A 24,234-nucleotide genomic window follows, 5' to 3' on the forward strand; every position below is an offset into this window, starting at 1 on the left:
AATGCCCCGCTACAACCTGCGCTTATACTGGCAGGCCTTCCCGGAAAAACTGCACACCGCCACAATGACTGCAAGCCAATAACGGTGCCGGATGTGTGTAGTCGATATGTGTCAGACACTTCTCACAGCGGTAGCGCCCCATACCAACCATTTCACCTTGAAAATACACCCCTTTATGTCTGAAATCCTGCGTCAGTTCCTGCCATTCCAGCTGGCTTTTATCAGTAATATTACTCAGCTCCTGCCACAACGCTTCAGGCCACAGCGATGGTATGTCATCATCAGGTTGCTGATCCTGTGTTTCAACATACTCATGCCACTGCCTTTTAAAAGTTTCGATAAACAGCTGTGTTTCATAGGCGCTCAGTTCTTTGCCGGCTTTTGCATAAGCTTTAAGCTCTGAGACAAAATCGACCATGTTATTTAATTGCTGCTGCTGAGCCTCGCGCAGGGTGTGATTAAACTCGTTTAACCAGCGCTGATACTTCTTTACAAAATCGGCCATAGCCCCTCCATTGGTTTAAAACCAGTATAGACAATACGCTGCTTGTTGTTGTCAAAACGGCTCTGCGGTATGCTATAGCCACTTTTTTGCTGCTATCAACGCAGCCGTATTAACCCCCTTTTCCGGAAGACCTGAATGCAAGAACAATATAACCCGCAGCAGATTGAAACTGCTCTGCAGCAGCAATGGGAACAGACCAGCGCTTTTAAAGTGACTGAAGATGCGAATAAAGAGAAGTTTTACTGCTTGTCTATGTTTCCTTACCCAAGCGGGCGATTGCATATGGGCCATGTGCGCAATTACACCATCGGTGATGTTGTCAGCCGCTTTCAGCGTATGCAGGGCAAAAACGTTATGCAACCTATGGGCTGGGATGCGTTTGGTTTACCGGCCGAAAACGCTGCAATAAACAACAAAACGGCACCCGCTAAGTGGACCTACGAAAATATTGATTACATGCGTAACCAGCTAAAACGGCTGGGTTTTGGCTACGACTGGAGCCGTGAACTGGCGACCTGTAAACCAGAGTATTACAAGTGGGAGCAATGGTTCTTCACTAAACTGTATGAAAAAGGCCTGGTTTACAAAAAAATGGCCACGGTTAACTGGGACCCGGTTGACCAGTGCGTATTGGCCAATGAACAGGTTATTGATGGCCGGGGCTGGCGCTCAGGTGCTTTAGTAGAACAGCGCGAATTAGCGCAGTGGTTTATCCGTATTACCGCTTATGCCGAAGAGTTACTGCAGGATCTGGATCAGCTGGACGGCTGGCCTGAGCAGGTTAAAACCATGCAGAAAAACTGGATTGGCCGCTCAGAAGGGGTAGAAATCCGCTTTGACATTGCCGGCAGCAGCGATAGCCTAACCGTTTACACCACCCGTCCGGACACCCTGTACGGTGTTACCTATGTCGCTGTAGCAGCGCAGCACCCGCTGGCACAGCAAGCCGCGCAGTCTAACCCGGCACTGGCAGCCTTTATTGAAGACTGCAAAGGCGGAAAAATGGCCGAAGCAGAACTTGCCACTATGGAGAAGAAAGGCTGTGCGACCGGTATTTATGCCGTGCATCCGCTGACCGGTGAACAGGTACCGGTGTGGGTCGCTAACTTTGTACTGATGGACTACGGTTCAGGTGCTGTGATGGCTGTACCCGGCCATGATCAGCGCGACTACGAATTTGCCGGTAAATACAACTTAGCCGTCAAGCAAGTAGTGCGCCCGGCGGCTGACGCCCAGTTGGAATGTGATTTAACCAAAGCTGCTTTTACCGAAAAAGGCGTACTGATTAACTCTGCAGAGTTTGATGGTGCAGACTTTGAGACGGCTTTTAACGCGATCGCTGCCAAGCTTGCGGCGATGGGCCGTGGCGAAGTTAAGGTAAACTACCGTCTGCGCGACTGGGGCGTATCGCGCCAGCGTTACTGGGGTGCGCCTATCCCGATGTTAAACCTGGCGGATGGTAGCCAGGTACCGGTGCCAGAAGATCAATTACCGGTGCGACTGCCCGAAGATGTGGTAATGGATGGCGTCACGTCGCCCATCAAAGCAGACCCGGAGTGGGCCAAAACGACGTACAACGGCAGTGAAGCTTTTCATGAGACCGATACCTTCGACACCTTTATGGAGTCCAGCTGGTACTATGCCCGTTACTGTAGCCCTGACCATGATAAAGCCATGCTGGACCCGTCAAAAGCCAACTACTGGCTGCCGGTCGACCAGTATATCGGCGGTATCGAGCACGCTATTTTACACCTGCTGTACAGCCGGTTCTTCCACAAGCTGCTACGGGACGTCGGCCTGGTGCAATCGGATGAGCCTTTTAAACGCTTGCTGTGTCAGGGGATGGTGCTGGCGGAAACCTTCTACCGTGACACGGAAAACGGCGGCAAACAGTGGTTCTCGCCGCAGGATGTCAGCGTAGAGCGTGATGACAAAGGCCGGGTTGTTAAAGCCATATTAAATACTGACGGTCAACCAGTTGTGGCATCCGGCATGAGCAAGATGTCGAAATCGAAGAACAATGGTATCGACCCGCAAAAAGTTATCGATCTGTACGGTGCCGATACTGTGCGTCTGTTTATGATGTTTACCGCACCACCAGAGCAAACGCTGGAGTGGTCAGACTCAGCAGTAGAAGGTGCACACCGGTTTATTAAGCGTATTTACACGCTGGTCAGCGATTTTGCTGGCGCAGGTAATGTTGGCAAACTGGATATCACTGCACTGAATAACGAGCAAAAAACATTACGCCGTGAGCTGCATAAAACCATCGCCAAGGTATCGGATGACATTGGCCGCCGCTACACCTTTAACACCGCCATCGCGGCGATTATGGAGCTAAGCAACAAGCTGCAAAAAGCCAGCCTGGCCACAGAGCTTGACCGCGCAGTAATGAACGAAGCTGTATTGGCTCTGTTGCAAATGCTGAACCCTATTACGCCGCATGTGGCACAGTATTTATGGACACAACTGGGCCAGCAAACCGGTATTGAGCAAACCCCCTGGCCAGTGGCAGACGACACAGCCATGGTAGAAGATGAAAAACTTGTAGTAGTACAGGTGAATGGCAAAGTCCGTGGCAAAGTAACCGTTGCCGCTGATGCTGATCAGGATACAGTACTAAGTACTGCTCAGGCCGACGAGAACGTAAGCCGTCACCTCGAAGGTGTTAGCATACGTAAAGTGATTTACGTACCGGGTAAGCTGCTTAATCTGGTGGTGGGCTAAGATGGCCCGCTTCAGCGTAGTTCTGGCCCTGCTTGGCAGCCTGCTGCTAAGCAGCTGCGGCCTTCATTTGCGTGGCGATCTACCGCTGAGCCACTTTCCGGCCATGTATATCCAGAGCCAGCGTCACTCTGAGCTGGCCGCACTGGTAGCCGAGCGGTTAGAGCGTAATAAGGTGGAATTGCTGCAAAGTTACCAGCAAACCGCGCCTATGTTGCAGCTGATTGACGATACGCTGGAGCGGCGCACCTTATCATTGTTTCCAAATGGTCAGGTCGCCGAATACGAATTGATTTATAAAGTTCGTTACGCGCTGACGATGCCCAACGGCGAGCCGCAGCAGTACCAGTTTGAACTGTTCCGTGATTACCAGGACGACCCGAATCAGGCTTTAGCAAAAACCAAAGAGCTGGAGCTGATGCTGGCAGAGCTGCGTCAACAAGCGGCCAACCGCATTATGCGTCAATTGGCCAGGCTGCACTGATGCAACTGGCACGCTGATGCAGAAGCTGTATGCCAACCAATTACCACAACACTTAAGCGGTACGCTGGCGCCTTGTTATCTGCTGTTTGGCGATGAACCACTGCAAAAGCTCGAAGCAATAGATGCAATTCGGGCAACGGCAAAGACACAAGGCTACACTGAACGCATCAGTCTGACTGCTGATGCGCAATTTGACTGGAATTTGCTCAGTAACGAATTACAGGCCATGTCGCTGTTCTCAGAGCGGCGTCTGATTGAACTCGAACTGTCTCAGCAAAAATTATCTGCTGCGGCAAATGATGCCCTCAAAGCGCTGCCTCAGCAGTTGCATAGCGACATTATTTTGCTGATCCACGGTGAGCGCAGCCACAGTGATGTCAGCAAACTGGCGTGGTTTAAACAGTTACAAAATCAGGCTGTTCAGATCCCTGTTTATGCCCTGGACGAGAGGCAGAGCCAACAGTGGCTACGTGAGCGCGCCCGTCAGTTAAAGCTGCAACTTAGCAGTGATGCCTTAGCATTGTTGCAGCAGCACTGTGCCGGTAATTTGCTGGCCGCCAGACAGGAGCTGGAGAAACTTACACTGGCAGATCTGCCGCAACCACTGGATGCCACTGTGTTGGCGCAGTTTCTGGCGGATCATTCCAGCTTTACTGTGTTTCAGCTGGTCGATGCCATTTTACAGGGGCAGGCTGATGAGGCGCTGCACCGGCTGCAGCGGCTGTGTCAGCAGGATACTGAGCCGGTGATTATTGCCTGGCAACTACAAAAAGAAGTGCTGCAACTGCGTCAACTGCAGCAGGCCGGCCAATGGCAACAGAATATCAACGAGCTTTATAAAAGCCTGGCAATATGGCCTAAGCGCCAGCCACTGTATCAAAATGCGCTAAAACGTTTATCTCTGGCCTGGCTGGATTATTTACTGCAGGAACTGGCGGCATTTGACCGGTTATACAAAGCAGGTCAGCTTGATCACACTGATGTTGCACTGGCGCATTTAGTGACGCTGTTTGTCAAACCCGTGCCCAAAGCGTTTTCGCTACAACAACAGGCCGTTTATGACTAAGCATATCGGTATTCTGGGTGGTACCTTCGACCCGGTTCACAACGGCCATATTAGTTGTGCCGATTATGTTCAGCGCCAGTGTAGCCTCGACACAGTCAGACTAATGCCCTGTCATCTGCCGCCACACCGCGCTACGCCGGGTGTCAGTGCAGAGCAGCGTGCTGCCATGGTACAGCTGGCAATTGCCGGTTACCCCAAACTGGCGCTGGAACGGCTTGAACTTGATAAGCAGAGCCCCTCATACACCGTTGACAGCCTGCAGTTGCTGCACCAGCGCGAGCCAGACAGCCGCTTTTACTTTATTATTGGCATGGACTCGCTGTGTTATTTCCGGCAGTGGAAAAACTGGCCGCTTATCTTAAAACTGGCTCATCTGCTCGTCTGCGAACGCCCGGGGTATCAGGCAACCGATGGTGATGCACCGTTTTTACTGCAGCAATATGGCGTGGACGATATGGCAGCGCTGCAACAATCAACAGTGGGTGGCATATTGCTGCTGGATAACCCGCTATCTGCTATCAGCGCGACAGATATTCGCTGCCAACTACAGCACAACAGAGCAGCCAGTAGCGCTTTAGATCCTGCCGTATTGAACTATATTCAGTTACAACAACTCTATCAGGCGTAAGAGCTATCACCACGCCCAAACTATGCTAAAATAGCGCCTTTTTAATGCGCAGAGGAATCAGGGTGCAGACAACCGAGCTGGTAAGTTTTATTCAGGACAAAATCGACGATATGAAAGGCCGTGATATCGTGGCTATAGACGTACGTGGAAAATCCAGCGTCACTGAATTTATGATAGTGTGCTCAGGCACATCTAACCGCCACACCAAATCTATCGCCGATTATGTTGCCGCCGAAGTGAAAAAAGCAGGCATCGCAACATTGGGTATAGAGGGCCAGAGCTCAGGCGAGTGGGTATTATTAGATCTGGACGATGTAGTAGTGCACGTAATGCTGGAAGAAAGCCGCAGTTTTTATCAGTTGGAAAAGCTTTGGAGCGCCTAAGCCGGTATGAAGTTAATACTGATTGCTGTTGGTAGTAAAATGCCTGCCTGGGTACAAAGCGGCTATGAAGAATACGCCCGCCGCTTTCCCAGAGATTTAGCACTGGAACTGATTGAGATCCCGGCAGGTAAACGCGGCAAAAATGCTGATATAAAACGCATCCTGGAGCAGGAAGGCGAAAAAATGCTGGCCGCCGTTCCCCGGGGCAGCAGAATTGTCACGCTGGAAGTAACGGGCGACAATTGGAGCAGCCCGCAACTTGCGACGCGTTTGACGCAATGGCAACTTGATAGCCGTGATGTCTGTTTACTGGTTGGTGGTCCGGAAGGGTTGGCACCGGCCTGTATCGCCGCCAGTGAAGAGAAATGGTCTTTATCGGCCCTGACGTTACCCCACCCTCTGGTTCGCGTTGTATTGGCTGAAAGTCTGTACCGCGCCTGGAGCATCTGTACTAATCACCCGTACCATCGCGAGTAAAGATGTTAAAAAAGCGCGTTGCCATTCAGGATTTTGCTGCCGAAGCCCGACTGTTTAACCGCAGGGCCGTGGTAGCAATGCTGATAGTGGTAGTGTTGTTTTGTCTCATCATCTTTAATCAATACCAGCTGCAGGTCGTATCGTATCAGGATTACCAGACCCGTTCCGAAGGTAACCGCATCAAGGTAGTCCCCATGGCGCCTAACCGCGGCCTGATTTATGACCGCAGCGGCATTTTACTGGCTGAGAATAAACCGGTCTTTTCATTAGAATTGGTACCGGAACAAATCAAGGACATGGCCGCGACGCTGACCAGCCTGTCAGAACTGATTGAACTTAGCCCTGAACAGACAGAAAGTTTTTTAAAACAGGTAAAAGCCCAGCGTCGTTTTAACAGTATTGCACTGAAAGAACAGTTAGATGACACCGAAGTTGCTATCCTGGCAGCGAATCAGCACAGGTTTCCCGGTGTGACCGTGGAGGCCCGCTTAAGCCGGCATTATCCGTTCGGCGATTTATTTACCCATGCTTTAGGTTATATCGGCAAAATAAATACCCGTGAGCTACAACAGCTGGATGCAGATGGTGAAGCAGCAAACTACGCTGCCAGCCGCGATATTGGCAAAATTGGCCTGGAGCGCTTTTATCAACGCGAGCTGCACGGCACCATGGGTTATCAGGAAGTAGAGGTGAATAACCGTGGCCGGCTTATCCGGGTACTGCGCTCTGTGCCTGCGGTATCCGGACAAAATATACATCTGGGCCTGGATGTCGGTTTGCAGCTGACAGCGCAGCAAGTGCTAAAAGAGCAGCGTGGCGCGATAGTGGCAATGGACCCGCGTGATGGGGCGATACTGGCGTTTTACAGTAACCCAAGCTATGACCCGAATTTATTTGTGCACGGTATCAGCTCTGCCAACTACAGCGCACTGCTGAATTCGCGTGACCGGCCGTTAATTAACCGCGTAACACAGGGCACCTACCCACCGGCCTCGACAATTAAACCGCATCTGGCCCTGCTGGGGCTTGAAACCAACACTATCACGCCGGCAACGAAAATATGGGATCCGGGCTACTTTATGTTGCCGAACAGTGATCACCGCTTTCGCGACCATCTGCGCTGGGGCCACGGCTGGGTTGATGTGTACACCGCTATTATGAAAAGCTGCGATACCTTCTTTTATGAGCTTGGCATTAAGTTGGGGGTCGATCGTATCTCAGATTACATGAGCAAAATGGGCTTCGGTGAAAAAACCGGTATCGATATTCTGGAAGAAAGCAGCGGCATTATGCCGTCCCGGGGTTGGAAAAGGGCGCGTCATAACCAGCCCTGGTATCCCGGCGATACAGTGCCTCTGAGCATTGGCCAAAGTTACTGGACGACTACACCATTACAGTTAATTGTGGCGACCTCTGTCATTCTAAATCAGGGTAAATTACCTACTCCGCATCTGGTCACCGCCTTTAGCGATGATAAAAACAAAACTGAGCACGCCCCGGCTCTGCAACCCGTAATTGAAGTGGTAAAAGAAAGTAACTGGCAAATTGTGATGGATACGATGCACCGCACCGTTAAAGATCTTGGTGGCACGGCACACAGAGCTTTTATCGGTGCCAGTTATGACGCTGCAGGCAAAACGGGTACTGCGCAATTAGCGGCTATCGCTCAGGATGCAAAATATGATGCTGAGGCGATTGACGAGCGGCTGCGCGACAATGCGATGTATATTGGTTACGCACCTTATGATAACCCAAGCATCGTTATAGCAGTAGCGCTGGAAAACGCCGGTGGTGGTGGCAGCAATGCCGCGCCGATAGCACGCCAGATGCTGGACTATTACTTCACAGCCGGGGTGAACAGCGATGAATGAGCAGTTTAATGAAAATGCCAGACGCAGCAGGCTGGCGATGTTTCATATAGATGGCCCGCTGCTGCTTGGGTTACTGGCCCTGATGGGCTTTGGCCTGACCATCCTGTACAGCGCTTCCGGGCAGAATATTGCAATGATGGAAGCGCAGCTGGTGCGCCTTGGTGTGGCACTGGCGGTGATGACTGCTATTGCCCAGGTCAAGCCCCAAACATTAAAACGCTGGTCGTTACCGCTGTTTCTGGCAGGGCTGGCACTGCTGGTCGCAGTATTACTGGTAGGCCATGTCGGCAAAGGCGCGCAGCGCTGGCTCGATTTAGGCTTTATGAAGTTTCAACCGTCTGAAGTGATGAAACTGGCAGTGCCCATGGCAGTTGCCTGGTTTATCTCATCGCACAGCCTGCCCCCCAGATTATGGCACCTGTTGGTTGGCTTTATGATGTGCGCGGTCCCAACGTTACTGATTGCCAAACAACCTGATCTGGGCACATCTATTCTGATTGCAGCCGCCGGGGTGTTTGTCTTGTTTATGTCCGGCATGAGCTGGCGCATTATTGCCTTTGTTGCGGCCGTTATCTCAGCGTTTTTACCAGTGCTTTGGTTATTTCTGATGCATGATTATCAGCGCCAGCGCGTGCTGACTTTCCTTAACCCGGAAAGTGATCCGCTCGGTTCAGGCTACCATATCATTCAGTCCAAAATAGCTATCGGCTCAGGTGGGCTTGAAGGTAAAGGTTATCTGCAGGGCACCCAATCGCAACTCGAGTTTTTACCTGAACGCCATACTGACTTTATCTTTGCCGTTATCAGTGAAGAAATCGGCTTGTTAGGGGTGCTGGTACTGTTAAGCTTGTACCTTTTTATTATTGGCCGTTGTATGTTTATCGCCAGTCAGGCTCAGGATAATTACAGCAAATTGGTGGCAGGCAGCTTCACACTGACGTTTTTTGTGTATGTTTTTGTCAATATTGGCATGGTTTCAGGATTACTGCCCGTTGTCGGTGTGCCGCTACCTCTGATAAGTTATGGTGGTACATCGATGGTGACACTGCTGGCAGCTTTTGGTGTAATAATGTCAGTGGGCACACACAAACGAATTTTGGCAGCGCCTTGATGAAGTATATTCTTTTAACCTTATGCAGTGTTTGTCTTCTGGCCTCTTGCAGCAGTAAACGACAGTACTCGGCCAGTAGCTCAGACGAACCGAATGCCGGCCGCTATCATCAGCAAAAGGACAGTATTCCTCAGCGCCTGCCTACGTTACTGGAAATGACAGACCCAACGCCGCAGGCTGAACCACTCAGCCGTGGCGGTAACAAGCCTTACAATCTGTTTGGGCAAAATTACACCCCCATGGTCGGTGCGACGCAACATGCAGAGGTTGGTATAGCTTCATGGTATGGCAATAAATTTCATGGCCACCTGACATCTAACGGCGAAACCTATAATATGTTCGGCATGACGGCGGCGCATAAAACTTTGCCCCTGCCTTCGTATGTCAGGGTGACTAACCTGGATAATAAACAAACAGCTATTGTCCGGGTAAATGATCGCGGCCCGTTTCATCGCGATCGCATTATTGACTTGTCATACTCGGCAGCCAGTAAACTTGGCATGTTGCAGCAAGGTACAGCCAGAGTTCAGCTCGAGCTGTTACAGTCGCCGGCAATGTTGGCACAACTGCAAACGGCAGAGCCTGAACAGTGCTTTATTCAGGTATTTGCCAGCAGTGACAACAATAAACTGCAGCAATTGCAACGGCAGTTGAAGCAGCAACAGGCGTTGCCAACAGAAATTCGTCCGGCCAGCGGAATTTTTCGTCTGCTGGTTGGTCCTACAACCGATAAACAACAAGCACAGCGCTGGCTTACCCAGCTAAAAGCAGGAAGCTTCCCGTCGGCTTATTTTTCCGACAGCCGGTTGTGTAGTTAAACGTTATTAACCTTCACTTTCTATAAAATAAAAGAACAGGTCTCATGAATAGTTATTGCCATGTTTTCTCCGTCGCCGCCCTTACATTCGCCAGCATCAGCCTGACTGCACAAGCTCAGAGTGTCACGCCACAGCCGCCGGAAGTTGCAGCAAAAGGACATATCCTGATTGATTTCGACACCGGCAAAGTGCTGGCAGAGAACAACGCCGATATGTCACTGGCTCCAGCCAGCCTGACCAAGATGATGACCAGCTACGTCATTGGTACCGAACTTAAAAACGGCAATATTACCAATACGGACATGGTTACCATAAGCAAGAATGCCTGGGCAAAAAACTTTCCTGGCTCGTCACTGATGTTCATTGAAGTCGGTACGCAGGTATCTGTAGCTGATTTAAATAAAGGCATTATTATTCAATCAGGTAACGATGCTTGTGTCGCGATGGCAGAGCATATTGCCGGCAGCGAAAGCGCTTTTGTCGATTTAATGAATGCCCATGCCCAGCGTCTTGGTATGCACAGCAGCCGGTTTGGTAATGCTCACGGCTTACCAAGTGCGGAAAACTTTACTACACCACGGGATATGGCCATTTTATCTGCCGCCATGATCCGTGATGTACCAGACGAGTATGAAATCTACTCGCATAAAGAGTTTAGCTATAACAACATCAAGCAATACAATCGTAACTCCTTGCTGTGGGATCGCAGCCTTGATGTTGATGGTATTAAAACCGGTCATACAGACGAAGCAGGATTTAGCCTGATTACCTCAGCAACGCGCGACGGTATGCGGCTTATCTCTGTTGTCATGGGTACAGCCAGCGAACAGGCACGTGCGGCTGAGAACAAAAAGCTGTTAACTTACGGTTTTCGCTTTTTTGAAACCATTACGCCCTATCAGGCAGGCGAACAGTTTGCTGAACAGCGTATCTGGCAAGGCGATAAAGAAACGATCCGCTTAGGTATATTACAAGCGGTACAGATCACGATACCACGCGGCCAGCGTAAAAACCTGCAAGCTGACTTCACCTTGAATCAGGAACTTATCGCCCCCATAACCAAGGGCCAGCAACTTGGTACTGTTTACTTAAAACTTAACGATGAAGACATTGGTACTTACCCGTTAGTGGCGCTGGAAGATATCGCCGAAGGTGGTTTTTTCAGCCGTATGATTGACTATATCAAGATGCAATTTAATTAATCCGGCACCACATTAGCTTTTCGCTACTAAGTCCCGGCATTGTCCGGGACTTTTTGTTACAATTAACCCTGTTTAATCAGGCCAAAGCCTGCAGTGCGATAGTGAGAGTAAAATGGCACACGAAGTAAAGAACACCAAGTTTGATGAATATCTGGAGTTTCCTTGCCAGTTCAGTTTTAAAGTACTTGGGCTGGCCGATGATGCATTGGTTGATCAGGTCATGGCAGTAGTGCGCCAGCACACTGATGCCGGTGATTATAGCCCGGCCGTAAAACCCAGCAGCAAAGGCAACTATCACTCTGTATCAGTCAGTGTTACCGTCACCAGCAAGCAGCATATCGAACTGCTGTACACTGAGCTTGGCAAAATAGAGCTGGTACGCTACGTACTGTAAGATACGACCTGTTTCCAGGCCATTCGTATTCAGCGCATAAGGCAGTATAATGCAAACCGAATCAGTACAAGCCGAAGATACAGTGACCGCAGGAGCCGACGTGACCCGGCAGTTGTTAATAAGAGAGCTGGGCACAGAGGACTACACCACCGTATGGCAAGCCATGCAGCAATTTACTGATCAGCGTAATGAGCAAACGTTAGATCAGTTATGGCTGCTTGAGCATCAGCCAGTATTTACCCAGGGCCAGGCCGGAAAAGAAGAACACCTGCTGTTACCCGGCGATATTCCCGTTGTCAGAGTAGACCGCGGCGGCCAGGTAACATACCACGGCCCGGGCCAGTTAGTGGTTTACGTACTGCTGGATCTGAAACGTCGCAATCTGGGTGTTCGCGCCCTGGTTACATTGCTTGAGCAAGTACTGATTGAGCTGCTGGCTGCATATGGTATTACAGCGTATGCCAAGGCAGATGCGCCTGGTGTTTATGTGAATGAAGCCAAAATTGCATCGCTTGGCCTCAGAGTGCGTAAAGGCTGTACCTTTCACGGCCTGGCACTGAATGTAGATATGGATTTAAGCCCGTTTTTACGCATTAACCCCTGTGGTTATGCCGGCATGCAAATGATCCAATGCAAAGATTTAGGCGGCCCGCAAAGTGTTGCAGAGGCCAAACAACGAATAGTGCAGTGTTTTCAGCGGCAACTGAATGTAGCAACACTGCAGCACACCACAGGGTTAGACTGGCAAAATGACTAAAACTGCACGTATGGAACCAGGCGTAAAACTGCGTGACGCAGATAAAATGGCACTGATACCGGTAAAAGTACTACCTACTGAACCGGATCAAATGCTGCGCAAACCAGAGTGGCTTAAAATTAAGCTACCGAAAAGCTCTGAGCGTATTGACCAGATAAAAGGTGCGTTACGTAAGCATGGCCTGCATTCAGTATGTGAAGAAGCCGCTTGCCCTAACCTGACAGAGTGCTTTAACCACGGTACTGCTACCTTTATGATCCTGGGCGCTATTTGTACCCGCCGCTGCCCGTTTTGTGATGTTGCGCATGGCCGGCCATTACCACCCAGCGCTGAAGAGCCGGAAAAGCTGGCGTTGACCATCCGTGATATGAAATTGAAATATGTGGTGATCACCTCAGTAGACCGCGACGACCTGCGCGATGGTGGTGCCCAGCATTTTGCCGACTGTATTACCGAAATCCGTAAGCACAATCCAGCAATTAAGATTGAAGTACTGGTACCAGACTTTCGTGGCCGCATGGACACTGCGCTGGATATCCTGACGCAAACGCCACCAGATGTGTTTAACCATAACCTGGAAACAGCACCGCGCTTGTATAAGCTGGCTCGGCCAGGAGCAGACTACAAGTGGTCACTGCAACTGTTAAAACGTTATAAAGCTGCCCATCCTAATGTGGCGACAAAATCGGGCCTGATGGTAGGTTTAGGCGAAACTACCGAAGAGCTGATTGAGGTATTAAAGGATCTACGCGAACACGATGTCGATATGCTGACTGTTGGCCAATATCTGCAACCAAGCAAACACCACCTGCCGGTAAAACGTTATATGCCACCGGCCGAGTTTGACGAGATCAAACGTATTGCTTATGAGCTGGGCTTTAAACACGTCGCCAGCGGGCCTTTCGTGCGCTCCAGCTACCACGCAGATCGTCAGGCCGCGGGTGAAGACATCGGCTGATATCAGGCTTTTGAATAGTTACCAGCGGCTGTTCTTTTAACTGAAAGCCGCTATGCTTCTAACAGCATCATTGGGGGACACGATGGACAACAGACGTTTTAGCCGGGTCAGTTTTAAAGGCTTTGCTCATCTTGATATCGGTAGCCACAGCTTAAGTACCGAAGTGCTGGATTTATCACTGCAAGGCGCCCTGATTAAAAAGCCGGAGCAATGGCCACCTTCTTTACCAAAGCTGATGCAACTGCGTATTCAGCTAAATGATTTACCGGTTGAGCTTACAATGAAAGTGAGCGTTGCGCATGAATCCGGCAATGTCGTTGGCTTGCACTGCGAAAAAATTGATATCGAAAGTGTATCCCACCTGCGCCGATTACTGGAGCTGAACCTGGGCGATGCCGAGCTGCTGAGCAGAGAACTTTCCGAACTCAGCGAGCACTAGACGCCTTTTAACAGTAGTCAGGGAGCCAGGGCCTGTGCTGCCTCAGCGTAGCCGAGCATTGACGCCTGCTGCATAAATTGTTGCCACTTCTGCCAGTCTTGCCGCTGCCGCGCCAGATAAGCAAAATAATACTGCACCGGCATCAATTCTTCCGGTTGGTGCAGCATACGCTGCATCAGCTGAAAATAGTGATCAGGTAACGGCAATTCATAGAACCGCATAACATTATCTTCTGCAATGACTCTGTACGCCTGCATATTAACTGCCTGGCAGGTATCAACGGCGGTAAGAACAGGCGTCTTGGTCAGGTTCCAACGCTGAACGTAAGCCTCAACATCTGTCGCCAACACCAGATTAGGATGTATCTTACCCGGGCGGCATACTTCTTCTGCCGTAGCGTGCGCCAGCGCATACTCATCAATAAAGCCTAAAATATGCATAAATTCATGCCGAAGTAATGCGATGTCTGCGTTATCCGGCAGCTGCAGGATACCATTGTTATAACTAGCCTTACCGCGGCCGGCAATCACAATCAACTGACTGAAACTGCCCTCAGCAACAAGCGCATCCAATACCGGATAGTTACACTGCAACAAAGTGTTGCTGTCTTCAGAGCATGCCAACGCCGGGCTGTTCACCCTGTGTACTGGTAAAAAGCATACCGGCAACTGCGACAGTTGCCTGTCTTGCTGCCAGAGCTGTAGCAATTGCTGCCAGGTGTTCACACCTGCTTGCTGCGTAACCACTGGCTGCAATGATAACGCACAGCCTGCTGCTGATGTTAATCCGCTAACAACGGGGGCATTGTCTGGCCACAGCCCCAGTTCTGAGCGCTGTTCAGGCTTTACTATCCCTGCATCAATCGTACCGGCTTTTATCTGCTGTTGTAGCCAGGCAGCGGTAGCCAGCTTGCCCTGTTGACGCTGTTGCAACTGTAAGGCATGCTCCAGTGCAGCGACATTGCCAAGGCTTGCGGCCTGCCGGAACCACTCTAAGGCAGCATCATACTCACCACGGGCAAGTCGCTCAGCGGCAAGTTGCATGGCAATCGCCGGTTCATGCCTGGCCTGTTTCATCAACTCTGATTGGTCAGGGGTTTGGGGCTGACAAGCGCTAAGCAGCAAAAAAGCAAAAAAGCCGGTAAACCGGCTTTTTAAATAATAGGGCGTGATAAGCTCAGGGCTCTTCATACTCGTTAACAGTTTCTGCCTCGCCACGCAATCTGGCCATTTCCAGTCTGGCATAGCGGTGCTCAACAAATTCAAATACATTCGTTGCCAATACCTGCTTATAGTATTCAAGCGCCTTTTCTGGCTCGCCATGGCTTTCATGCCATTTTGCCAGGTAGAAATACACTTCGCATAACCGCTCTGCCAGCAGTTGCTGACTAGACAGGTCTTTAAGCACGCTATCGAGCAATGCTTTTTCAGTCATCTCACCGGCCAGAAAACGCACTATGTTGGTCGACCATTCGGCCTGATCCAACGCCTGCATATTCTGTTTCAGCTGGTTGATAGCAGCGTCAGCTGACAGTTCGCTTTGCGCCAGATATAACCAAATCATACGGTAAGCATCCGCTGGCTTTAACGCCAGGAAACGCTCAAAATCGGCAACAGCCAGCTCAGTCTTATCTGCATAATACAAAGCAATACCGCGGTTTAAATAAGCAAACTCATGCTCTGGTGCCAGTTCTAATGCAGAATCAAAGGCTTCAAAAGCTGAATTAAAATCGCCACTGACCGTATGATGAATACCGACGAAGTTGTAGGCATCGGCCATATCAGGCTTTAAACGTAACGCCCGCATAAAGTCCAGCCGGGCCAGCGTGCGCAAGCCAACACTGTCGTACATGACGCCACGGTCATAGTACAACTGAGCAGACTGCTCTTCTGATAATTCGGCGCGATACAGTATTTCACTTAACCGCGCTATAGCCAGCTCAGTGCGATACGACACCGCCAGTGGTTCTGGCGTAAGCCAGTTAACAGCCGGAGGCTGTGCTGCACAGCCTCCGACCAGAGTAGCCAGCAGCGCCAGAGGCGCTACCCGGCTTAGCAGCCTATCAGGCATTTTCTTCAGCATTGGCAGACTCAGTAGCTGGCTTGGCATTCGCTTCTTTAATGCTCAAACGAACACGGCCCTGCTTGTCAACTTCCAGTACCTTAACAGCAACCTTCTGGCCAACAGTTAAGTGCTCAGATACATTATTTACACGCTCATCAGAGATTTGTGAAATATGTACCAGACCATCTTTACCTGGCAACACATTAACAAAAGCACCGAAGTCTACGATACGTACAACTTCACCCTGATAAATAGCGCCAACTTCAATTTCAGCAGTAATAGCATTGATCTTATCAATAGCAATTTGCGCCGCTTTCGCTGTAGTGGCGGCAATTTTAATGCTACCGTCATCTTCCAGCTCAATTGTTGTGCCTGATTCTTCAGTGATTTGACGGATCACAGCACCACCTTTACCGATAACTTCGCGGATTTTCTCCGGGTTAATCTTCATGGTGTAGATACGCGGTGCGTATTCAGACATCTCTTCGCGGTGACCGCTGATCGCCTGATCCATCACGTTCAGAATATGCAGACGGGCCGCTTTAGCTTGCTTAAGCGCAATCTGCATGATTTCTTTGGTAATACCGTCGATTTTGATATCCATCTGCAGTGCAGTGATACCTTCAGACGTACCGGCAACTTTAAAGTCCATGTCACCTAAGTGGTCTTCATCACCTAAGATGTCTGACAGTACAACGAAATCGTCGCCTTCTTTAACCAGGCCCATAGCGATACCGGCAACAGACGCTTTAATTGGTACACCGGCATCCATCAGTGCTAAAGATGAACCACATACAGACGCCATTGAGCTTGAACCGTTTGATTCAGTGATTTCAGATACGATACGTACTGTGTACGGGAACTCGTTGAAATCCGGCATAACTGCCTGTACACCACGTTTAGCTAAACGGCCGTGGCCGATTTCGCGACGCTTAGGCGAACCGATCATACCGGTCTCACCTACTGAGTACGGAGGGAAGTTATAGTGCAGCATAAAGGTATCGGTTTTTGCACTTAATAAGTCATCAACCGTTTGCGCGTCACGGGCTGTACCTAAAGTAGCCGTTACCAGTGCCTGCGTTTCACCACGGGTAAACAGGGCAGAACCGTGAGTACGCGGTAATACGCCTGTCATCACGCTTAAACCACGGATCATTTCCGGGTCACGGCCATCGATACGCGGTTCACCTTTGGTAATACGCCCACGTACAACTTTTGATTCCAGGTTGTGGAAAATTTCGCCCACTTCTAACAGATCAAGTTTTTCGTCTTCGGCCAGCTCTGCAGTTAACTTTTCTACTAATGCTGCTTTGATTTCGCCGATACGCTCGTAACGTTTAGCTTTTTCAGTGATACGGTACGCATCGCCTAAATCGGCTGTAGCAATGGCTTCGATTTTTTCGATCAGCGTGACGTTTTTAGCAGGTGCCTGCCAGTTCCAGGCTGGCTTAGCAGCGTCAGCGGCAAACTCTTTGATAGCGTTAATGGCTGTCTGCATTTGCTCATGGCCATACACCACTGCACCTAACATCACGTCTTCAGACAGAATACCGGCTTCTGATTCAACCATCAGCACCGCGCCTGCTGTACCGGCTACCACTAAGTCCAGCTTAGAGGTTTTCAACTCTTCTTCTGATGGGTTCAACACGTACTGGTTATTGATATAACCAACGCGCGCAGCACCGATAGGGCCACTGAATGGAATACCTGAAATGGCTAAAGCTGCAGAAGTACCGATCAGTGCCACGATATCCGGCTGAATTTCTGGCTGTACCGATACAACAGTCGCTACAACCTGTACTTCGTTAGTAAAGCCTTCCGGGAATAATGGACGGATTGGACGGTCAATCAGACGGGCAATCAGTGTTTCGCCTTCTGAAGGACGACCTTCACGCTTGAAGAAACCACCTGGAATACGGCCGGCGGCGTACATTTTTTCCTGATAATTTACCGTTAACGGGAAGAAATCCTGGCCTGGCTTGGCTTCTTTTTTGCCCACTACCGTTACTAATACTGACGTATCACCCAGGCTGGCCAGAACTGCGGCATCTGCCTGACGGGCGATTACGCCGGTTTCAATAGTAAAAGTATGCTGGCCGAACGGGAATGATTTTACGATGGGAGTCACGTGTTTGTTTCCTTTACTTAATCGCCTAATTGCGATGTCATTTTTGTCGTTTAATACGGTGCTAGTATACTCTGTAACCAAAGCACAAAGATAGTTCAGTCAATCGTTAACTTTGGATAAAAAATAGTCTTATGTATAAAAAAAGGGGCTTAAAGCCCCTTTTTAACTGAATGCGAATTAACGGCGTAAGCCTAAACGCTCAATCAGAGTTGCGTAACGGCTCTGGTCTTTACCTTTTAAGTAGTCCAGCAGCTTACGACGCTGACTAACCATACGCAGCAGACCGCGACGTGAGTGGAAGTCATGCTTGTGCTGAGCAAAGTGACCTTGCAGGTGGTTAATAGAAGCAGTTAACAGAGCAACCTGTACTTCTGGTGAACCTGTGTCGCCTTGCTTAACAGCGAAGTCAGCAACGATTTTTGCTTTATCAGCAGCGCTTAAAGACATATTTAACTCCAAATGTGAGTGAACTAAAGTCAGGGAATTGCCGATCACTCATCCAGCAAGCCCAAAAAACCGCGCGATTATAGCACTTTGGGCTATTTTTACAACTGCTTTAACTGCCCGATAACGCGGCAGTATTCAGTAACCGCCGCGAACTGAGGATGCCATCTTCTACCTGGCCAATACCAAAAAAGCTGTCATCCGGTCCATGTAATTTTACCGCTGCAATATCAGCCATACTAATCTGGCAACTCTGGCCATGTTGCAATCTGTGCTGCTCGGCCTGAGTCAGTTTCAGTTTTACCATATCCCGAATACCTGCATCCATCGGCAACAGTAAATCATCCATAGCGCTAAAGTCGCTACTCTGATGGCTCTGCTCTGCTAATGCATCAAGCTGTGCTGGGGTTACCATTTGTTCTGCATGGAATGGCCCCACCTGGGTACGGTGCAACTTTGACACATGCGCGCCACAGCCAAGCAGTTCACCTAAATCGTCGATCAGTGTGCGAATGTAAGTTCCTTTGGAGCAATGCACGACAAAATCGGCACTGTCACCGTTAAGCACTAACAGTTCAAAGCGGAAGATGCTGATTGGCCGTGCTTCCCGCGGCACTTCTATGCCCTGGCGGGCATAGCGATACAGCGGCTGGCCCTGATATTTCAGGGCAGAGAACATGGTCGGCACCTGCTGAATGTCGCCGCGAAATGCCTGCATCGCCCGCTCCAACTCTGCCGCGCTGAAATTCACCGGTTTTTCACTGATGACCTCGCCTTCCGCATCACTGGTTGTCGTACGTATGCCAAATTTCGCAGTCACCTGATAGGTTTTATCGGTATCAAGCAAAAATTGGCTAAACTTAGTTGCTTCACCAAAACAGATTGGTAATAGCCCAGACGCCATAGGATCAAGGGCACCGGTGTGACCGGCTTTTTGCGCCTGATATAACCAGCGTACCCGCTGTAAAATTCCGTTGCTGCTGACTTCAAGCGGCTTATCTAATAACAGAATACCGTTTAGCGCACGGGCATTTTTCCGCGCCATCAGTTCGCTTGCTCGTCACTGTCTTGGTTGTCAGCATCTGCCGGTGGCTGACCTGATTCTGCCCGACGTCTGTCATCTTCTGCCCGGGCATTGCTAACCAGATTTGCCATCCGGATGCCTTCATTCAACGACTCGTCAAAGGCAAAACGGATATGCGGCACAATACGGGTCTGAATACGTTTACCAATCAGGCTGCGAACAAAGCCTGAAGCATCATTCAGAATTTTTAAATTATCCTCAACCTTATCATCAGCCAGACCTAAGAAGGTGACGAAAACCTTAGCATGTGACAGGTCCCGCGATACTTCCACATCAGACACTGTGATCATAGTGTGCAAGCGCGGATCTTTAATTTCGCGCTGCAGGATCACCGCCATTTCTTTCTTCATTTGTTGCGACAGTCTGTCGACCCGCGAAAATTCTTTATTCATAATATTTTCCAATGCCTGTTACAGACAAAACAGGGGCCCTAGGCCCCTGTTTTCTAACTGCGTGTGTATTACAGGGTGCGCTCTACCTGTACCACTTCGAACACTTCAATTTGGTCGCCTTCGCGAACATCATTGTAGTTCTTCACGCCGATACCACACTCGAAACCGTTACGGACTTCGCTAACATCATCTTTGAAGCGACGTAATGATTCCAGCTCGCCTTCAAAAATAACCACGTTGTCACGTAATACGCGAATTGGCGCGTTGCGTTTAATAACACCTTCAGTAACCATACAGCCGGCAACTGCACCGAACTTCGGCGAGCGGAAAACATCCCGTACCTGTGCCAAACCAATGATCTGCTGTTTAAATTCTGGTGCCAGCATACCAGTCATGGCAGCACGCACTTCATCTAACAGCTCGTAAATGATGCCGTAGTAACGTAAATCAAGGCCTTCATCTTCTACCAGTTTACGTGCTGAGCCATCTGCCCGGACGTTGAAACCAATAATAATCGCAGAGGATGCAGCAGCCAGTGTGACGTCAGTTTCAGTAATACCACCGACACCGCTACCGACAATCTTCACTTTTACTTCATCAGTAGACAACTTCATCAGTGATTCGGTAATAGCTTCGACAGAACCTTGTACGTCGGCTTTTAACACGATATTCAGCTCAGACACGTCACCTTCAGTCATGTTAGCAAACATGTTTTCCAGTTTAGATTTCTGCTGACGTGCCAGCTTAACATCGCGGAATTTGCCCTGACGGTACAACGCAACTTCACGTGCTTTACGCTCGTCTTTAACAACAGTGACTTCATCACCGGCCTGAGGTACACCAGATAAACCTAAGATCTCAACCGGGATAGACGGACCTGCAGTCTTGATTTCTTTACCGTTTTCATCGCGCATCGCACGAACACGGCCATATTCAAAACCACAGAGTACGATTTCGCCTTGTTTCAGCGTACCTTCCTGTACCAGGATAGATGCTACCGGACCACGGCCTTTGTCCAGACGGGACTCAATAACCACACCGCGTGCCAAACCATCTTTAACCGCTTTTAATTCCAGCAGCTCAGATTGGTTCAAAATCGCTTCAAGTAAGTCATCAATACCCATACCCGACTTCGCAGATACCGGCACGAATTGTACATCGCCACCCCACTCTTCCGAGATAACGTCATACTGCGACAACTCGTTACGTACGCGTTCAGGATCTGCCTCTGGCTTGTCCATCTTGTTAACCGCGACGACTAACGGTACGCCAGCAGCTTTCGCATGCTGAATGGCTTCTTTGGTTTGCGGCATTACACCATCGTCAGCTGCAACAACCAGAATAACGATATCGGTAGCCTTGGCACCACGTGCCCGCATTGACGTAAACGCCGCGTGGCCTGGTGTATCAAGGAACGTCACCATGCCACGTTCAGTTTCAACGTGATAAGCACCGATATGCTGGGTAATACCACCCGCTTCGCCTGCAGCCACTTTCGCTTTACGGATATAGTCCAGTAAGGACGTTTTACCGTGGTCAACGTGGCCCATCACCGTAACAACCGGTGCGCGAGGCTCCAGCTCACCCTGACCTTCGCGATCAGACATTACGGCTTCTTCCAGTTCATTTTCTTTGGTCAGCGTAAACTTGTGGCCCATCTCTTCACAGACAATCGCCGCCGTTTCCTGATCGATGACCTGGTTGATAGTCGCCATGGCGCCCATCTTCATCATCACTTTAATGACTTCTGATGCCTTAACAGCCATTTTAGCGGCCAGCTCAGCAACAGTGATGGTTTCACCAATTTTCACTTCGCGCTCAACCGGCTGCGCAGGTTTATTAAAGCCATGCTGCATACTGGTTGGTGTTTTTTTCTTCTTCACATGACGGTTAGCGCGGTTAAACGCCTCTTTGTCATTGGCATCATCTTTTTTCTTGCCTTTGACCACTGGCGCTTTCTTACCTGCACCACGACGGCCGGCACGCTCTTCTTTAGCGTCGACTTCGTCTTCGGCCTGCTTAGCAAACTCATTACTGGTCAGGTGATAATCATCAGTATCGGCCGGCTTAGCTTTTTCTTCCTGCGCCCAGCGCTCGCTGTTTTCTTCTGCCAGTTTACGTGCTGCTTCGGCCTGTTTAGCCGCTTCTTGCTCCAGCTTACGTAAAGCCTCTGCTTCCTGCTGCTGACGAATACGTTCTGCTTCTTTGCGTGCTTCTTCTTTCGCAGCACGACGCGCCGCTTCTTCCGGGTCGTCTTTTAGCAACTGCGCTTGTTTGGCTTCATCGCGACGTTTAGTTTCTGCGGCTTTGCGTTCAGCTTCTTCTTTTGCCTTAGCTGCTGCAACTTCTTTCGCCTTACGCTCAGCTTCCTGACGCGCCTGTTCCGCTTCTGCTTTGGCTTTTTCTTCCGCCAGACGGGCTTCTTCCTGCGCTTTTAGCGTCGCTTCATCGACCATAGGTTTTTTCACGTAAGTCTTTTGCTTACGTACTTCTACCTGGATCTCACGGTTACGCCCTGCACCACCGGACACACTCAGTGTTGTTTTCTCTTTACGCTTCAACGTCAAACGTGAAGGTTCAGCGGTATGACCGCCATGCTGGGCACTTAAGTGATCCAGCAAAGACTTTTTCTCTTCTTCGCTGACCATTTGTCCGGCTGTTTTACTGATACCGGCATCAGCGAATTGCTGCACTAACCGTTCAACAGTAGTACCGACATCACTGGCTAGCTTTTCTATAGTGACTTCTGCCATTTGTGTTGTTACCTCCGTTGACTACTTAATTTTCTTCGCTAAACCAAACGATGTTACGGGCTGCCATAATCAGGTCGGCGGCTTGTTGTTCCGACATGGTGGCAATTTCCAGTAAATCATCGACACCCAGCTCAGCCAGGTCGTCTAACGTGGTTACCCCTTTACTGGCCAGAACATAGGCCATATGGGTATCTAATCCTTCCAGCGCTAACAGCGCTTCGCTTGGCTGTGCGCCTTCAAGTGATTCTTCACTTGCCAGTGCCCGAGTGGTTAATACCGCTTTAGCCCGGCCACGCAGCTCTTCAACTGTCTCTTCGTCCAGGCCATCGATGCTTAGCAGCTCGCTAACCGGTACATAAGCTACTTCTTCCAGCGTTGAGAAACCTTCATCAACCAGCACATCGGCAAAATCTTCATCAATTTCCAGTGCATCCATAAAGATCTGGCGCACTTTTGCCGATTCTTCCTGGTGCTTCTGTTTCATTGCCGAAACTGACATTACGTTCAGCTCCCAACCGGTAAGCTGGCTGGCTAAGCGAACATTCTGGCCATTACGGCCAATCGCCATTGCCAGGTTGGCGTCTTCCACCGCAATATCCATGGAGTGCGCGTCTTCATCAACGATGATAGATGCCACTTCTGCAGGTGCCATAGCATTAATAACAAACTGCGCGTCATTATCATCGTACAGCACGATATCAACACGCTCACCGGCCAACTCATTTGATACGGCCTGTACCCGTGAACCACGCATACCTACGCAGGCACCAACAGGGTCTATGCGGCGGTCATTGCTTTTCACGGCAATTTTGGCACGGGCACCCGGGTCACGTGCTGCACCACGCAGCTCTATCATTTCTTCACCGATTTCCGGCACTTCAATGCGGAACAGCTCTAGCAACATTTCAGGCCGTGACCGGCTTAAAAACAGTTGCGCGCCACGGGCCTCTGGTTTTACTTCAAACAATAAAGCGCGAATACGATCGCCCGGCCGGTAAGTTTCCCGTGGTAACATTTCGTCACGGCCCAACATCGCTTCTGCGTTGTTGCCCAAATCGACAATGATACTATCGCGGTTGACCTTTTTCACCACACCGGTAACCAGCTCGCCCACCTGGTCTATATAAGCTTCAACGACCTGTGACCGCTCAGCTTCACGTACCTTCTGCACGATAACCTGCTTGGCCATTTGCGTTGTGATACGGTCAAATTCAATTGAGTCGATTTGCTCTTCGTAATAGTCACCAATCTGAACTGACGGGTCATCATACTGCGCCGCAGATAATGTCATTTCACGGAACGGGTGTTCTTGTACCTGATCATCCGGTATAACCTGCCAGCGACGGAAGGTTTCGTAAGCACCGGTTTTACGATCTATGCTGACGCGAACTTCAATATCACCTTCGTTTTTCTTTTTTGTCGCTGCCGCCAATGCAAACTCCAGCGCCTGGAAAATCTTTTCCCTTGGCACTGACTTTTCGTTAGAAACTGCATCAACAACTAATAATATTTCTTTTGCCATTGTTTGTTGCCTCGCTTTGCCCCGGTACCG

Annotated in this window: 23 protein-coding genes; 14 read left to right on the top strand and 9 right to left on the bottom strand. The window is 49.9% G+C overall.

The annotated features are described in order from the left end of the window. Positions 1–22: 22 nt before the first annotated feature. Entirely contained in the window at positions 23–505 is a 483-nt protein-coding gene (locus AC5SV9_RS05925; RefSeq protein ID WP_475147172.1) for a zinc ribbon-containing protein, read from the bottom strand. 135 nt (positions 506–640) lie between these two features. Between AC5SV9_RS05925 and leuS the strand changes: the two genes are divergently transcribed. The 14 genes from leuS to AC5SV9_RS05995 all read left to right on the top strand — a co-directional run bounded on the left by leuS (position 641) and on the right by AC5SV9_RS05995 (position 13,817). Further along, positions 641–3,232, top strand: a complete 2,592-nt coding sequence (leuS, locus tag AC5SV9_RS05930) for a leucine--tRNA ligase (RefSeq protein ID WP_475147174.1) — start codon at positions 641–643, stop codon at positions 3,230–3,232. Position 3,233: 1 nt separating this feature from the next. Continuing rightward, on the top strand, positions 3,234–3,713 hold the full coding sequence (locus AC5SV9_RS05935) for an LPS-assembly lipoprotein LptE (protein WP_475147176.1): 480 nt from the start codon (positions 3,234–3,236) through the stop codon (positions 3,711–3,713). A 16-nt stretch (positions 3,714–3,729) separates the two neighbouring features. Beyond that, positions 3,730–4,779, top strand: a complete 1,050-nt coding sequence (holA, locus tag AC5SV9_RS05940) for a DNA polymerase III subunit delta (RefSeq protein WP_475147178.1) — start codon at positions 3,730–3,732, stop codon at positions 4,777–4,779. Next, positions 4,772–5,407 (top strand): nicotinate-nucleotide adenylyltransferase, encoded by a 636-nt coding sequence (gene nadD / locus AC5SV9_RS05945; RefSeq protein ID WP_475147180.1) that lies wholly within the window; start codon positions 4,772–4,774, stop codon positions 5,405–5,407. Before holA ends, nadD begins: the two co-directional genes overlap by 8 nt. A gap of 62 nt (positions 5,408–5,469) precedes the next feature. Next, positions 5,470–5,790, top strand: a complete 321-nt coding sequence (rsfS, locus tag AC5SV9_RS05950; RefSeq protein ID WP_134057294.1) for a ribosome silencing factor — start codon at positions 5,470–5,472, stop codon at positions 5,788–5,790. 6 nt (positions 5,791–5,796) lie between these two features. Beyond that, positions 5,797–6,267: a 23S rRNA (pseudouridine(1915)-N(3))-methyltransferase RlmH gene (rlmH, locus tag AC5SV9_RS05955; RefSeq protein ID WP_134057296.1), complete on the top strand. Its 471-nt coding sequence runs from the start codon at positions 5,797–5,799 to the stop codon at positions 6,265–6,267. Positions 6,268–6,269: 2 nt separating this feature from the next. Continuing rightward, complete coding sequence (gene mrdA / locus AC5SV9_RS05960) at positions 6,270–8,138, top strand: penicillin-binding protein 2 (protein WP_475147182.1); 1,869 nt, start codon at positions 6,270–6,272, stop codon at positions 8,136–8,138. Next, entirely contained in the window at positions 8,131–9,249 is a 1,119-nt protein-coding gene (gene rodA / locus AC5SV9_RS05965) for a rod shape-determining protein RodA (protein ID WP_475147185.1), read from the top strand. Before mrdA ends, rodA begins: the two co-directional genes overlap by 8 nt. Then, on the top strand, positions 9,249–10,067 hold the full coding sequence (locus AC5SV9_RS05970; protein WP_475147187.1) for a septal ring lytic transglycosylase RlpA family protein: 819 nt from the start codon (positions 9,249–9,251) through the stop codon (positions 10,065–10,067). Before rodA ends, AC5SV9_RS05970 begins: the two co-directional genes overlap by 1 nt. A gap of 44 nt (positions 10,068–10,111) precedes the next feature. Then, on the top strand, positions 10,112–11,269 hold the full coding sequence (locus AC5SV9_RS05975) for a serine hydrolase (protein WP_475147189.1): 1,158 nt from the start codon (positions 10,112–10,114) through the stop codon (positions 11,267–11,269). Between the two features lie 112 nt (positions 11,270–11,381). Beyond that, on the top strand, positions 11,382–11,663 hold the full coding sequence (ybeD, locus tag AC5SV9_RS05980; protein WP_134057305.1) for a DUF493 family protein YbeD: 282 nt from the start codon (positions 11,382–11,384) through the stop codon (positions 11,661–11,663). 49 nt (positions 11,664–11,712) lie between these two features. Next, on the top strand, positions 11,713–12,420 hold the full coding sequence (gene lipB, locus AC5SV9_RS05985; protein ID WP_475147192.1) for a lipoyl(octanoyl) transferase LipB: 708 nt from the start codon (positions 11,713–11,715) through the stop codon (positions 12,418–12,420). Continuing rightward, entirely contained in the window at positions 12,413–13,378 is a 966-nt protein-coding gene (lipA, locus tag AC5SV9_RS05990; protein ID WP_226767564.1) for a lipoyl synthase, read from the top strand. Before lipB ends, lipA begins: the two co-directional genes overlap by 8 nt. Before the next feature lie 82 nt (positions 13,379–13,460). Further along, positions 13,461–13,817, top strand: coding sequence for a PilZ domain-containing protein (locus AC5SV9_RS05995; protein ID WP_226767563.1), 357 nt, complete (start codon positions 13,461–13,463; stop codon positions 13,815–13,817). Positions 13,818–13,834: 17 nt separating this feature from the next. Here the strand turns inward: AC5SV9_RS05995 and AC5SV9_RS06000 are convergent, their stop codons facing one another. The 8 genes from AC5SV9_RS06000 to nusA form a co-directional block, all read right to left on the bottom strand. Then, the gene (locus tag AC5SV9_RS06000; protein ID WP_475147195.1) at positions 13,835–15,007 is read right to left on the bottom strand and encodes a hypothetical protein; all 1,173 of its coding nucleotides are present in this window, start codon (positions 15,005–15,007) and stop codon (positions 13,835–13,837) included. Beyond that, positions 14,994–15,899: a lipoprotein NlpI gene (nlpI, locus tag AC5SV9_RS06005; RefSeq protein ID WP_475147196.1), complete on the bottom strand. Its 906-nt coding sequence runs from the start codon at positions 15,897–15,899 to the stop codon at positions 14,994–14,996. The genes AC5SV9_RS06000 and nlpI overlap by 14 nt, the downstream gene beginning before the upstream one ends. Further along, positions 15,880–18,009 (bottom strand): polyribonucleotide nucleotidyltransferase, encoded by a 2,130-nt coding sequence (gene pnp / locus AC5SV9_RS06010; RefSeq protein ID WP_226767560.1) that lies wholly within the window; start codon positions 18,007–18,009, stop codon positions 15,880–15,882. Before pnp ends, nlpI begins: the two co-directional genes overlap by 20 nt. A 177-nt stretch (positions 18,010–18,186) precedes the next feature. After that, a complete protein-coding gene (rpsO, locus tag AC5SV9_RS06015; protein ID WP_134057319.1) occupies positions 18,187–18,456 on the bottom strand; it encodes a 30S ribosomal protein S15 in 270 nt (89 codons plus the stop codon). Positions 18,457–18,565: 109 nt separating this feature from the next. Next, positions 18,566–19,498, bottom strand: coding sequence for a tRNA pseudouridine(55) synthase TruB (gene truB / locus AC5SV9_RS06020; protein WP_475147199.1), 933 nt, complete (start codon positions 19,496–19,498; stop codon positions 18,566–18,568). After that, the gene (gene rbfA / locus AC5SV9_RS06025) at positions 19,498–19,929 is read right to left on the bottom strand and encodes a 30S ribosome-binding factor RbfA (RefSeq protein WP_134057323.1); all 432 of its coding nucleotides are present in this window, start codon (positions 19,927–19,929) and stop codon (positions 19,498–19,500) included. Before rbfA ends, truB begins: the two co-directional genes overlap by 1 nt. Before the next feature lie 68 nt (positions 19,930–19,997). Then, a complete protein-coding gene (gene infB, locus AC5SV9_RS06030) occupies positions 19,998–22,682 on the bottom strand; it encodes a translation initiation factor IF-2 (protein ID WP_475147200.1) in 2,685 nt (894 codons plus the stop codon). A 25-nt stretch (positions 22,683–22,707) separates the two neighbouring features. Beyond that, a complete protein-coding gene (gene nusA / locus AC5SV9_RS06035) occupies positions 22,708–24,204 on the bottom strand; it encodes a transcription termination factor NusA (protein ID WP_475147202.1) in 1,497 nt (498 codons plus the stop codon). Positions 24,205–24,234: the final 30 nt, after the last annotated feature.

Source organism: Rheinheimera sp. ATLC3 (assembly GCF_059429535.1).